General features: G+C 61.4%; 12 protein-coding genes and 1 riboswitch. Of the genes, 10 read left to right on the forward strand and 2 right to left on the reverse strand.

Annotated elements, in window-relative coordinates:
* The first annotated feature begins 20 nt into the window (after window positions 1–20).
* The 6 genes from scpB (at window position 21) to serS (ending at window position 4703) form a co-directional block, all read left to right on the forward strand.
* On the forward strand, window positions 21–1127 hold the full coding sequence (scpB, locus tag AB8B02_RS09590) for an SMC-Scp complex subunit ScpB (RefSeq protein WP_439063802.1): 1107 nt from the start codon (window positions 21–23) through the stop codon (window positions 1125–1127).
* A gap of 141 nt (window positions 1128–1268) precedes the next feature.
* Window positions 1269–1508, forward strand: a complete 240-nt coding sequence (locus AB8B02_RS09595) for a twin-arginine translocase TatA/TatE family subunit (RefSeq protein WP_068730798.1) — start codon at window positions 1269–1271, stop codon at window positions 1506–1508.
* An 85-nt stretch (window positions 1509–1593) separates the two neighbouring features.
* Window positions 1594–2118, forward strand: coding sequence for a Sec-independent protein translocase protein TatB (gene tatB, locus AB8B02_RS09600; protein ID WP_120289910.1), 525 nt, complete (start codon window positions 1594–1596; stop codon window positions 2116–2118).
* Window positions 2115–2930 (forward strand): twin-arginine translocase subunit TatC, encoded by an 816-nt coding sequence (tatC, locus tag AB8B02_RS09605; RefSeq protein WP_089264481.1) that lies wholly within the window; start codon window positions 2115–2117, stop codon window positions 2928–2930. The genes tatB and tatC overlap by 4 nt, the downstream gene beginning before the upstream one ends.
* A 77-nt stretch (window positions 2931–3007) precedes the next feature.
* Window positions 3008–3319: a hypothetical protein gene (locus AB8B02_RS09610; protein WP_439063803.1), complete on the forward strand. Its 312-nt coding sequence runs from the start codon at window positions 3008–3010 to the stop codon at window positions 3317–3319.
* Between the two features lie 79 nt (window positions 3320–3398).
* A complete protein-coding gene (gene serS, locus AB8B02_RS09615; RefSeq protein WP_439063804.1) occupies window positions 3399–4703 on the forward strand; it encodes a serine--tRNA ligase in 1305 nt (434 codons plus the stop codon).
* A 21-nt stretch (window positions 4704–4724) separates the two neighbouring features.
* On the opposite strand, the gene AB8B02_RS09620 is transcribed toward serS, so the two are convergent.
* Entirely contained in the window at window positions 4725–5228 is a 504-nt protein-coding gene (locus AB8B02_RS09620; protein ID WP_439063805.1) for a hypothetical protein, read from the reverse strand.
* Between the two features lie 255 nt (window positions 5229–5483).
* On the opposite strand from AB8B02_RS09620, the gene surE reads away from it, so the two are divergent.
* Entirely contained in the window at window positions 5484–6251 is a 768-nt protein-coding gene (gene surE / locus AB8B02_RS09625) for a 5'/3'-nucleotidase SurE (protein WP_175367039.1), read from the forward strand.
* Between the two features lie 27 nt (window positions 6252–6278).
* Here the strand turns inward: surE and AB8B02_RS09630 are convergent, their stop codons facing one another.
* Window positions 6279–6656, reverse strand: a complete 378-nt coding sequence (locus tag AB8B02_RS09630) for a response regulator (RefSeq protein ID WP_120289904.1) — start codon at window positions 6654–6656, stop codon at window positions 6279–6281.
* Between the two features lie 292 nt (window positions 6657–6948).
* On the opposite strand from AB8B02_RS09630, the gene AB8B02_RS09635 reads away from it, so the two are divergent.
* The 3 genes from AB8B02_RS09635 to metE all read left to right on the forward strand — a co-directional run bounded on the left by AB8B02_RS09635 (window position 6949) and on the right by metE (window position 11982).
* Window positions 6949–7599 (forward strand): protein-L-isoaspartate(D-aspartate) O-methyltransferase, encoded by a 651-nt coding sequence (locus tag AB8B02_RS09635; RefSeq protein ID WP_244558313.1) that lies wholly within the window; start codon window positions 6949–6951, stop codon window positions 7597–7599.
* Between the two features lie 107 nt (window positions 7600–7706).
* Window positions 7707–9110, forward strand: a complete 1404-nt coding sequence (locus tag AB8B02_RS09640; protein ID WP_439063806.1) for a peptidoglycan DD-metalloendopeptidase family protein — start codon at window positions 7707–7709, stop codon at window positions 9108–9110.
* A 168-nt stretch (window positions 9111–9278) separates the two neighbouring features.
* Window positions 9279–9490, forward strand: a riboswitch (cobalamin riboswitch).
* A gap of 104 nt (window positions 9491–9594) precedes the next feature.
* Window positions 9595–11982 (forward strand): 5-methyltetrahydropteroyltriglutamate--homocysteine S-methyltransferase, encoded by a 2388-nt coding sequence (gene metE / locus AB8B02_RS09645; RefSeq protein ID WP_439063807.1) that lies wholly within the window; start codon window positions 9595–9597, stop codon window positions 11980–11982.
* Window positions 11983–12023 lie beyond the last annotated feature (41 nt).

A 12023-nucleotide genomic window follows, 5' to 3' on the forward strand; every position in this document is an offset into this window, starting at 1 on the left:
TGGAAGAAGGAGATCCAGACATGGCAAGCCTCGCCGAGAAACGCATCGACGATGTCGAGGATCAGATCGTGCAGTCCGAGGGACAATCCGAGGTCCAGTCGGAGGCGCGCCCAGAAGAATTGCGCCTGCTCGAAGCGCTGTTGTTCGCATCCACCGAGCCGCTCGACCAATCCGCGCTGGCCAAGCGCATGCCGGATGGCGTCGATATCAAGGCGGCACTGGCGCAGTTGCAGGCCGATTACGCCATGCGCGGCGTCAATCTGGTCCGTGTCGCCAACAAATGGACGTTCCGCACCGCCGGTGACCTGTCCTGGCTGATGACCCGCGAGACCACCGAAACCCGCAAGCTGTCGCGTGCGGCGATCGAAGTGCTCGCCATCGTTGCCTATCACCAGCCGGTGACCCGCGCCGAAATCGAAGATATTCGCGGCGTCATCACCTCCAAGGGCACGCTCGACGTGCTGTTGGAAACCGGCTGGATCAAGCCGCGCGGCCGTCGCAAGACGCCGGGCCGTCCGCTGACCTTCGGTACCACCGAGAGCTTCCTGTCGCAGTTCAGTCTTGAGGCACTCGGCGATCTGCCGGGTCTTGAGGAACTAAAGGGCACGGGTCTGCTGGATTCGCGGCTGCCGTCCGGCTTCAGCGTGCCCAATCCGTCCGACGATCCGACGCTCCGCGAGGACGAGGATCCGCTGGAGGGCGGCGAACTGGAACTGGCGCTGTCGGCACCCGATCCGGAATTCCCCGAACTGCAGCTCAAGGAGCCCGAAGCCGGGACTGTCGGATACGCTGGTGAGGCCCAGGCATTTGCCGAGGCCAAGGCCGAATTCACTGAAACGGCAGATGTTGTGGAGCCAGAGAGCGAAGCGGCCGAGGTCGCGGAACTTGAAGCGCGTGATCTCGACGTGATCGAGCCCGAGCAAGGCGAGGCCGAAGCGGCTGAAGTCGCAGAGCCCGAGTCGGATGAAGACGAGACCGCTGAGCCCGAAACGGCCGAACTCGACGACGATGAAGACGATTCCGACGACGCGGAAGACGACGAGCTCGACGAGGACGATCAGGACGAAGATGAGCCGGATGACGCTGAGCCGGACGCAACCGACCGGGACGACGACCGCAAGCACTGATCGCGGCATTAACGCTCGCGGCATTGCGCCGCGACATCCGCGATTCCACGAGGGTTAAGTCCTTGTTTTTGACACCCCCGCAGCCTACGTTCCGGTCAGATCAGGCTGGGCGACTGGCCGCGTGTTTGGAGGGTTAGCAGGATGGGTTCACTCAGCATTTGGCACTGGATCGTCGTGATCGGAGTGGTCCTGCTGTTGTTCGGGCGCGGCAAGATTTCCGACCTGATGGGCGACGTTGCGCAGGGCATCAAGGCCTTCAAGAAGGGCATGGCGGACGACGACAAGCCGGCAGACAAGCCGACCGAGCCGGTCCGCACTATCGACCAGACCCCGCCGGCGCCGACCGCCAACCGTACGGACGTCGGCAGCAAGGTTGTCTGAGGTTCCGAAGGGATTGTCCTTGGGGATCGCGGCGGCCATTGAAGGAGACGCGGGCACATCCAGCCCCGCGTAAGCGGATTTTTTCATGTTCGATATCGGGTGGAGTGAACTGGTCGTCATCGCGGTCGTCGCGCTGATTGCCATCGGCCCGAAAGAACTGCCCGGCGTGCTGCGCATGGTCGGGCAGTGGATGGGCAAGGCCCGCAAGATGGCCTCGGAATTCCAGGGCCAGTTCAACGAGGCGATGCGCGAAGCCGAAATGGCCGACGTCAAAAAGGCCTTCGACGACGTGAAGGATGTCGCTTCCGGTTTCACCACCAACAACATCATGACCTCGCTGACCAAGGACGTCAGTGACGCCATGGCCATCGACAAGGCTGACAATCTCGACACGCCTCCGGCCGTGCCCACCACGCCCGAGCCGCCTACACCCGAGACCTTCGTTGAGGCCGAGACGCATGCGCAGGAAACTGCTGCAGTGAACGAACCACTGGCCATTACCCGGGAAGTGCAGCCGTCGCCGGTCGAAACTCCCGCTGCCGCCCATGATGGCGCAGCAGCCCCCGACGCGGCCAGTCCAGATGTTCTGAAGGACGCCAAAGCGTCATGAGTGCCGAAGATATCGAAGCCTCCAAGGCTCCCTTGATGGATCACCTGATCGAGCTGCGGTCGCGGCTGATCAAGGCGCTGCTCGCATTTGCCGTGGCCTTCATCTTCTGCTTCTTCTTCGCCAAGCAGATCTACAACGTGCTGGTCTGGCCGTTCGTCTGGGTCGCCGGCCCAGAGAATTCGAAGTTCATCTACACCGCGCTGCTGGAGTACTTTCTGACCCAACTCAAGCTGGCGATGTTTGGCGCCGGCTTCATCTCGTTTCCGGTAATTGCCGCGCAGATCTACATGTTCGTGGCGCCCGGCCTCTACAAGCACGAGAAGGGCGCGTTTCTGCCTTACCTGATCGCGACGCCGTTCTTCTTCGCGCTGGGCTCGCTGCTGGTCTATTTCCTGGTGCTGCCGATGCTGATCCGGTTCTCGCTGGGCATGCAGCAGACCGGAAGCTCCGATACCGCGCAGATCGCGCTGCTGCCCAAGGTAGGCGAATATCTCTCACTGATGATGTCGCTGATCTTCGCCTTCGGAATCGCCTTCCAGCTCCCCGTCATCCTGACACTGCTTGGCCGCATCGGCATCCTCACGTCGAAGCAGCTGCGCGAAAAGCGCCGCTACTTCATCGTCATCGCTTTCGTTATCGCGGCCGTGCTGACGCCGCCCGATGTGATCAGCCAGGCCTCCCTGGCGATCCCGCTGCTGATCCTCTACGAAGGTTCGATTATCGCGGTCAGCATGGTCGAGAAGAACGCCGCCAAGGCCGCTGCTGCCAAGGCTGCGGCGGGGACCGGCACGGACGTGACGCCGGCGGAGTAGGCGCCTACGTGTTCTTGTAATTGCAATTGTGCCAATCTACCTTAAGTTGTTCAGCTGGCGCTGCTACGGAGGTGATTGTGGCCTTTGCATTTGATACACTCGGCTATTCCAAGCGGCTCCGCGAAGCCGGGGTAGCGAACAATCAGGCCGAGGCTCATGCCGAAGCGGCACGGGATTTCATCATGACCGAGCTTGTCACGAAATCCGATCTCTTCGCTGTTAAGTCCGATCTGGACGCGCGATTGTTGGCGACGCGCAACGATTTGCAGGCAGCCATGGAGACTCAGACGCTTCGTCTTACAGTGCGCTTGGGTGGCATCGTCGTTACCGCAGTGAGTGTCGCCGTCGCCTGCATTGGAATACTTGCGTTTCTGCTGCGAGCGCACTAACGGGGCGATCGCGCCATTTCATGTTCCAAATGTCAGCTATTCGGGGTACTCAGAGCCGCTTTCGCTCAGGAATCCCGTCATGCACGACATTAAATCGATCCGCGACAATCCCGAAGCTTTCGACGCTGCGCTGAAGCGGCGGGGGCTGGCGCCGCTGTCGGCATCGCTGCTGGCGATTGATGAGGCGCGCCGGACCGCGATCCTTGCGTCCGAGCAGGCGCAAGCCCGGCGCAACGCGGCATCGAAGGAAATCGGCGAGGCCAAGAAGACCAAGGACGAGGCGCGCGCCAACGCGCTGATGGCTGAGGTCACCGAGCTCAAGACGACGATGCCGGCGATGGAAGCCGCGGTGAAGAACGCCGAGGATAAGCTCAAGGTCGCGCTTGCCGAAATCCCGAACCTGCCGCTCGACGACGTGCCTGAGGGGGTCGACGAACACGGCAATGTCGAGCGTCATCACTTCGGCGCCAGGCGCAACTACGCGTTCACGCCGAAAGCTCATTACGATATCGGCGAAGCCTTGGGCTTCATGGATTTCGAGGCCGCGGCCAAACTCTCGGGCGCACGCTTCGTCGTGCTTAAGAAAGGCCTTGCACGGCTGGAGCGTGCCATCGGGCAGTTCATGCTCGATCTGCATACGAATGAGCATGGCTACACGGAAGTGAACCCACCGCTCTTGGTTCGCGACGATGCGATGTTTGGCACTGCGCAGCTTCCGAAGTTTCGCGATGATCAATTCGCCGCCGGTGCGATCGGTAGTGAAGGGCAGGGTTACTGGCTGATCCCGACCGCCGAAGTCCCGCTGACGAATCTCGTCCGTGAATCCATCCTTGACGAAAAAGAGCTGCCGCTGCGTATGACGGCGCTGACGCCGTGCTTCCGCGCCGAGGCTGGTGCTGCCGGCCGCGATACGCGTGGCATGATCCGCCAGCACCAGTTTACCAAGGTCGAATTGGTTTCGATCACCACGCCTGAGGAAAGCAAGAACGAGCATGAGCGCATGCTGTCCTGCGCCGAGGAAGTGCTGCGCCGGCTTGGCCTGCATTACCGCGTGATGACGCTGTGTACTGGCGACATGGGTTTTGCTGCGCAGAAGACCTACGACATCGAGGTCTGGATGCCGGGCCAGGGCGACGGCGGTGCTTACCGCGAGATTTCGTCCTGTTCGGTCTGCGGCGATTTCCAGGCGCGGCGCATGGATGCGCGCTCGCGCGGGCCGGATGGCAAACCGCGCTTCGTGCACACTCTGAATGGTTCGGGCACCGCCGTCGGTCGCGCGCTGATCGCCGTGATGGAAAACTATCAGCAGGAAGATGGCTCGATTGCCGTGCCGGATGTGCTGCAGCATTATATGGGCGGGCTTAAAGTCGTCCAAGCCGGCTAGGCGTCGTCGCGCGCCAGCCGCTCACGCGCGGCTGGCCGTCACCAGCGCACATTTGGCTTTCTCGGCTTTTATGTTGACAAAGCCCATATGCGTCATCGGAAACGCCTTGCGGCTTTTCGTGCTGACGGTCTCCGCGATGACGCGGCGACGCTCCGTCACATAACGCCCATCCCGGCTGCGGAAGGCACAGGCGATTTCGAGGTCCTTGACCGGATAGTCGTTGGCGTTGCGCACGGTGAACGTCATCAGCGCCCTGGAACCGAGGCCGCCGCGGCGAAACGATTGGCGGGAGAGGCTGAGACGGTTGAGCTCCGCGGCGTCGGGGACGCTGACGAGTTGTGAAGACGTGGGTTTGGCAAAGTCCTCCTCACTCAACTCGTCGGGCATAGTTGCCAGTACCGCCGTATTGAGGGTGAGATCGGGCTTGGTCTCGGCCAATCTGGGAAGCAGCAGCCACCCCGTCAGGGCGACAACCGCGATCGCCGGCAATCCGATGATCAACACCCGTTCGAGCTGTTTCGCCATCTCCGTCGCCCTGTGGGGCGCTGCGACCAAGGCCATCCGGGTCGAGCGCGCATGCTTCAGACGCAACTGGCACACACCTACCTAAGTTAAAAATCCCGACGACGCCGAAATGTTCCGGCTCACGGGAAAAATCGCCTTCGAGACAGCCTCGGCAGCGCACGAGTAGCGCCCAAAATGGGGGTGGCAAAAGCGGGCACATGCTGGCAAAAACCGGTGCCGGCCAGCGGCCCTCCCGATCGAAAAGGCACCTCACGAATGCGCATTCTCTGCACCAATGACGACGGCATTCACGCCCCCGGCCTGAAGATCATCGAGCAGATCGCCAAGGAATTGTCCGACGACGTCTGGGTGGTGGCGCCCGAGCTCGATCAATCCGGTGTGTCGCATTCATTGTCGCTGAACGATCCGTTGCGACTGCGCGAAGTCGGCCCGCGGCACTATGCCGTGCGCGGCACGCCGACCGACTGCGTCATCATGGGCGCGCGTCATATCCTGAAGGACAAGCAGCCAGATCTCGTATTGTCCGGCGTCAACAAGGGCCGCAACGTCGCCGAGGACGTGGTCTATTCCGGTACCATCGCCGGTGCGCTCGAGGGCACCATTCTCGGCATTCCGTCGGTGGCGTTGAGCCAGGAATTCTCGATGGAAACGCGTCACAACCCGCAATGGGAGACCGCGTTGAAATATGGGCCGGACGTGCTGCGCAAGGTCATCAAGGCGAGCGTGCCGAAGAACACCGTCATCAACGTCAACTTCCCGGCCTGCGCGGCCGACGAGGTGAAAGGTGTCGTCGTCACCCGGCAGGGCAAGCGTAATCAGGGCTTTCTGCGCGTCGATGAGCGGCGCGATGGCCGCAACAATCCGTATTTCTGGATCGGTTTCGAGCGCATCGTCGCCGCGGAAGCCCCGCTGGAGGGTACCGATCTCGCAGCGCTTGCTGCGCGCTATGTCTCGGTCACGCCGCTGCGTCTCGATCGCACGGATGATGTATTCTCCGAAGCGCTGACCAAGGCGCTTGGCTGAGAGTTCGAAATAGGCGAGTGGGCTCGCCTAGACCGCGACGCCCTTGAGCGTCGTTGACAGCACCTGCGCCAGCGTTTCCATCTGGAACGGCTTCTGCAGCGTCGGGCGGTCACGAAATTCTTCCGGCAGGCCTTGCGCGCCGTAGCCAGTCGCGAAGATGAACGGGCGGTTGCGCGATGCGATCACTTCCGCGACCGGCGAAATCACCTTGCCGTTGACGTTGACGTCGAGGATCGCAATGTCGAACTTGGCAGACCCAGCCAGCTTGATCGCTTCGTTGATGTCACCGGCTTCGGCGGCTACGCTGTAGCCGAGTTCCTCGAGCATATCGGCGACCATCATGCGGATCATGACCTCGTCTTCGACCAGGAAGACGGAGCCGCCCGGCGGGTTCGTTGCAGTCATGGCCGGTTTCCTTGCCCCAATCCTCTGAACAAAATCGCAAATTCCCGGGTTGAACGCAATCTCGACGCATTGCCATTTTCGTGACCCAAAGACGCATGTCGCGTGTTCGGTACCAGATAGAGCAAGATCAGGATTTCAGCGCCCCGCCCATAACAGGCTGGTATGTTGCTGGTTCCGCGCGCGGAACAATAAAAGTTGTCGTTAGGCTATCCCGGTTCCGATCGCAGAAATACATCAATCTATCTTTGCTAGATCGAGAGTGTTTCTAACCTGTGCTGCGTGAGGCATTTCCATGATTACCGTCGGACAGCCGCCCGAACAGATGACGTTTCAGCTTGGTCTGCGGCGCCGTGGGATCAGCGATCGGCTGGTGCTGCGCGCAATGGAGGATATTCCGCGTGATCGCTTCGTCGAGCCGAACGATCGCGCCCACGCCTGGCGCGATACGGCCTTGGCCATTGCCTGCGGTCAGACCATCAGCCAGCCCTTCGTGGTGGCCTATATGACCGAACAGCTGCAATTGAATGCTGGTCACCGTGTGCTCGAGGTCGGCACGGGATCGGGCTACCAGGCCGCGATCCTGTCAAAGCTCGTCCGCGACGTGCTCAGCATCGAGCGCTATCGCACGCTGGCCGACGCCGCCCGGACCCGGTTGGAGGCACTCGGCCTCCACAATATCGAGGTCATGCTCGGCGACGGCCTCAACCCGGCTGCCAATTTGGGATCGTTTGACCGGATCGTCGTGACCGCCGCAGTGGAGGAGGTGCCGGTGGCGCTGACCGATCGGCTTGAGGAGGGGGGTATTCTGCTTGCGCCGGTTGGTCCTCATAATGGCGTCCAGACCCTGGTCCGGATCCGCAAAACCGGGGATGGATTGGAGCGAAAGGAGCTCGTGGATGTACGTTTCGTGCCTGCACTTCCGGGCATCGCGCGCGAACTCTGAAAAAAGTTCGTGAACGGCTGTCACGTGTTGGTCGCAAGGTTAAAGGCTTGGTAACGGAGACGGTGTTTACTCAATTCAGTTGTTTGTTGCGTATGAGTGAGTAACCAATGTCCAGCGTTGTCGAGTTGCTTTACTCGCGCCGCGCTCCGCAGGTCGCGGTGCTGGCGCTGATGTCTATCGGTTTTGCCGGCTGCAGCGCCGACATGCAGACACGGCTATCTCAGAATCCAAATTTTGACTCAGGTCAGTCCCGTGGCTTTGGCTGGCAAGGCGAAACCACCGGCTCGGTGCCGCAGCGAGCACCGCGCGCGCCGGTCGAGCGCCAGGAGCTGCCGCAGTATCAGCGCCCGGCCTATAATCCGCAGCCGCAGTATCAATCGCAGGCTTTGCCGCCGCCGATCTCGGCGCCGCAGTCCTATCCGACAGCTCGTCCGGTTGCGTCGGCTGCACCCGTCAGCGGGGGCGGCAACGGTATGTATACGCCGCCGCCCGCACGTGCGCCGATCGAAACCACCGGCTCCACGGCGCCGCGCTCGGTTGCAGCGACCAATGGCCTTGCCCGTGATGGCGGCACCTCGATCATCGTCGGCACCAGCGACACGCTCGACGGTCTGGCGAAGCGCTACAACGTCTCGTCGGCCGCGATCCTGCAGGCCAATGGCTACAAGGGTCCGCGCGCGCTGTCGCCCGGCCAGTCGCTGATCATTCCGCGCCAGGGCGCTGCGGCAACTCCGGCCGTTGCCGCTGCTGCGAGCAAACCTGCCGTCGGCGCATCGACCATGCATTTCGTCAATCGCGGCGATACGCTGATGAGCATCTCGCGCCGGAACAACGTGCCGGTCGCCGAACTCGCGCGCGCCAATGGTCTGGCGCCGACTGCCCAATTGAAGCTTGGCTCCAAGATCACGGTACCCGGCGCGCGTACGGCCAATGCAGCTCCTGCAGCAGCGCCGCTCGCTGCGCCCGTCGCAGCCGTGACGGCCGCTCCGGCTGGCGCGGTCACGTCCGCTGCCGTGGCCCGTGTTGCTTCTGCCGAGCCCGCACAGAAGGCCCGTCTGGCAAGTGCCACGACGACGCCTGAAGAAACCACGCCGGAATCGCCGACTAAAGCCGCTGACGCAACCGGCGCTTTGCCGACGTTCCGTTGGCCGGTGCGCGGCCGCGTGGTCACAGGCTACGGCGCCAAGACCAATGGCAAATCAAATGACGGCATTAATGTCGCCGTGCCGGAAGGCACGCCGATCAAGGCAGCCGAAGATGGCGTCGTTGCCTATTCCGGCAACGAGCTGAAGGGCTACGGCAATCTGGTTCTCGTTCGTCACTCCAACGGTTACGTCACCGCATATGCCCATGCGAGTGAGCTGATGGTGAAACGTGGTGAGACCATCAAGCGCGGTCAGGTGATCGGCAAGTCCGGCCAGTCCGGCGAAGTCACTTCGCCGCAGCTTCACTTCGAGATCCGCAAGGGCTCGTCGCCGGTCGATCCGCTGCAATTCCTCAACGGCGCATAAGCGCAGTCCACGAAGTGTAGTTAGCATTTGAGCAAGCCCGGCCTCGTGCCGGGCTTGATGCGTTTGATCTCGGGGCTACGGCCCACTCCAGCTCCGGAATCTTCAACGCGCTGCCGCGAGTGGGCAGCTTGCGCACGCAAGCTCGGTTGACTGCCGCGCGATGTTGCCCATATGTGAGGATGTCGTGGTTCTTCGGGAAGATTTGCCCGAAGCTAAGAGGGAAGCCGGTGAGGCGTTAAGCCAAGGCCGGAGCTGCCCCCGCAACTGTAAGCGGTGAGCCGCTGTCCATTAAAGTCACTGAGACCCGCAAAGGTTTTGGGAAGGCCGGACAGCAGCATTGACCCGCGAGCCAGGAGACCTGCCTCGACAACATAAACGTCCTCGGGCGGGGTGTCCCGGTGGTGCGGTTGCGATTCCGCGACTGCCGTCGTGGAATCCAGACGTGTCACTTTGGCCTTTTGCCCCCAATCATTGGGGTTAAGCCATGTCTACTGTGTCAAAGTCTACTTCTTCAAAGTCTTCTGCCAAATCTACGTCCTCCCTTCCTGTTGCTACATTGGGAACGCCACGGATCGGTCCGCGGCGTGAGCTCAAGATGGCGCTGGAAAGCTATTGGTCCGGTGCAATCGACGAGAATGCGCTGATCGATGTCGGCGTCGGGCTGCGTGCCGCAAATTGGGCGCGTCAGAAGTCGCTCGGGATCACGGTCATGCCGTCGAACGACTTCTCCTTCTACGATCAGGTGCTCGATACCAGCGTCATGGTAGGCGCCATTCCCAAAGTCTATGGCTGGAAGGGCGGAGACGTTTCCTTCGCGACCTATTTTGCCATGGCGCGTGGATCACAAGGCGCTGGGCATGACGAGGCCTGCACGCACGGCTCTCATGCGCAAGACACGTCGCAAGGCGTACCAGCACAGGAGATGACCAAGTGGTTTGATACCAACTATCATTTCATGGTGCCTGAGCTGGTGCAGGATCAGACCTTCGGTCTCGCATCGCGCAAGCCGATCAAGGAGTACGAAGAGGCGAGATCGCTCGGCTATCAGACGCGGCCTGTGCTGGTCGGCCCTGTGACCTATCTGAAGCTGGCCAAGAGTGCGGATGCGTCATTCGATCCGCTGACGCTGCTCGATCGATTACTGCCTGTTTATGTCGAGGTGCTCGGGGAATTGGCCGACAGAGGCGCAGAATGGGTGCAACTGGATGAGCCATGTCTGGTGCTCGATCTTGACGCGCCGGCCCGGCAGGCGCTGCAGCGGACCTACGCCGCCTTTGCAGAAGCGGTCCCGCAGCTCAGGATCATGCTGAACACTTACTTTGGCGAACTTAGCGACAACCTCGATCTGGCCCTGTCGCTCCCCGTCGCCGGGCTTCATCTCGATCTGGTTCGGGCACCCGATCAGTTCGACGAAGTCGCTGCGAAGGCGCCGAAGGATCTGGTCCTCTCGCTCGGCGTGATCGATGGACGTAATATCTGGCGGTCCGATCTGTCCAGCCTGCTCGATGGTCTGGAGCCCATGGTCGATCTCCTGGGGAGGGATCGCGTTGAGCTCGCGCCGTCCTGTTCGCTGCTACATGTGCCGATCGATCTCAGCCTTGAGACTGATCTCGATCCGGACGTCAAAAGCTGGCTGGCTTTTTCGATCCAGAAGATGGAAGAGCTGGCCGCACTTGGAGCAGCGCTGGCTGGCAGCCGCGCTGATGTCGCTGCAACGCTTGTCGCGTCGGATGCCGCGGCGGCTGCGCGACTGGCATCGTCGAAGATCCACGATCTTGCGGTCGCCAAACGCGTCGCCTCTGTTGACGCGACAATGCGTCGTCGAGGCAGTGACTTTGCCACGCGCGCTGCCGAACAGCATCGACGCTTCAAACTGCCGGCATTCCCGACAACGACCATCGGCTCGTTTCCGCAGACCGCGGAAGTGAGAAACGCACGCGGAGCCCATGTCAGGGGTACACTCAGCGATGCCGCCTACAAGACGTTCCTGCAGAACCAGACGGCGAGGGCGGTTCGCTGGCAGGAGAATATTGGTCTCGACGTGCTGGTGCATGGCGAGTTCGAGCGCAACGACATGGTGCAGTATTTTGGTGAGCAACTTTCCGGCTTCGCCTTCACCAAGCATGGCTGGGTGCAATCCTATGGCTCCCGCTATGTACGGCCTCCTGTCTTGTTTGGAGACGTGTCCCGGCCGCATCCCATGACCGTCGAATGGTGGCACTATTCGCAGTCGCTCACCGACCGGCCGATGAAGGCAATGCTGACAGGGCCTGTCACAATCCTGAACTGGTCGTTCGTGCGCGATGACATTCCCCGCGAGGTGGCGTGCCGGCAGATCGCGCTCGCGATACGCGATGAGGTGGCTGATCTTGAAAAGGCTGGCGCCGGCATGATCCAGATCGACGAAGCGGCACTGCGCGAAGGGCTTCCGCTGCGCAAATCGGAATGGAAGTCCTATCTCGATTGGGCCGTGGAGAGCTTCCACATCTGTTCGTCGGGCGTGCGTGATGACACGCAGATCCATACGCATATGTGCTACTCGGAGTTCAACGACATCATCGATGCGATCGGTGCCATGGACGCCGACGTGATCTCCATCGAAACGTCACGATCGAAGATGGAGCTGCTCGATGCGTTCAGGACTTACAAGTATCCAAACGAGATAGGTCCCGGGGTCTATGACATCCACTCGCCGCGGGTGCCTGAAACGCGCGACATGGTCGATTTGCTCAAGCTTGCACGGCAGCGGCTGGCGGACTCCCAGCTCTGGATCAATCCCGATTGTGGACTGAAAACCCGCAAATGGGAGGAGGTGCGGCCTGCGCTCGTGAATATGGTCGCGGCGGCACGTGAGTTGCGAAGCCTCGCCTAGGCGAGTCGAATGCCGCCCCGTTGTCATGACGGGGCGGCATT

Origin of the sequence: Tardiphaga sp. 862_B3_N4_1 (genome assembly GCF_051811085.1) — a bacterium.
Classification (GTDB): Bacteria; Pseudomonadota; Alphaproteobacteria; order Rhizobiales; family Xanthobacteraceae; genus Tardiphaga; species Tardiphaga robiniae.

Excerpts from the sequence above, each read along its gene's own strand:
- tatC (WP_089264481.1), top strand. The coding sequence starts at position 2,115 with ATGAGTGCCGAAGATATCGAAGCCTCCAAGGCTCCCTTGATGGATCAC.
- AB8B02_RS09640 (WP_439063806.1), top strand. The coding sequence starts at position 7,707 with ATGTCCAGCGTTGTCGAGTTGCTTTACTCGCGCCGCGCTCCGCAGGTC.
- AB8B02_RS09635 (WP_244558313.1), top strand. The coding sequence starts at position 6,949 with ATGATTACCGTCGGACAGCCGCCCGAACAGATGACGTTTCAGCTTGGT.
- serS (WP_439063804.1), top strand. The coding sequence starts at position 3,399 with ATGCACGACATTAAATCGATCCGCGACAATCCCGAAGCTTTCGACGCT.
- tatB (WP_120289910.1), top strand. The coding sequence starts at position 1,594 with ATGTTCGATATCGGGTGGAGTGAACTGGTCGTCATCGCGGTCGTCGCG.
- scpB (WP_439063802.1), top strand. The coding sequence starts at position 21 with ATGGCAAGCCTCGCCGAGAAACGCATCGACGATGTCGAGGATCAGATC.
- surE (WP_175367039.1), top strand. The coding sequence starts at position 5,484 with ATGCGCATTCTCTGCACCAATGACGACGGCATTCACGCCCCCGGCCTG.
- metE (WP_439063807.1), top strand. The coding sequence starts at position 9,595 with ATGTCTACTGTGTCAAAGTCTACTTCTTCAAAGTCTTCTGCCAAATCT.
- AB8B02_RS09595 (WP_068730798.1), top strand. The coding sequence starts at position 1,269 with ATGGGTTCACTCAGCATTTGGCACTGGATCGTCGTGATCGGAGTGGTC.
- AB8B02_RS09620 (WP_439063805.1), bottom strand. The coding sequence starts at position 5,228 with ATGGCGAAACAGCTCGAACGGGTGTTGATCATCGGATTGCCGGCGATC.
- AB8B02_RS09630 (WP_120289904.1), bottom strand. The coding sequence starts at position 6,656 with ATGACTGCAACGAACCCGCCGGGCGGCTCCGTCTTCCTGGTCGAAGAC.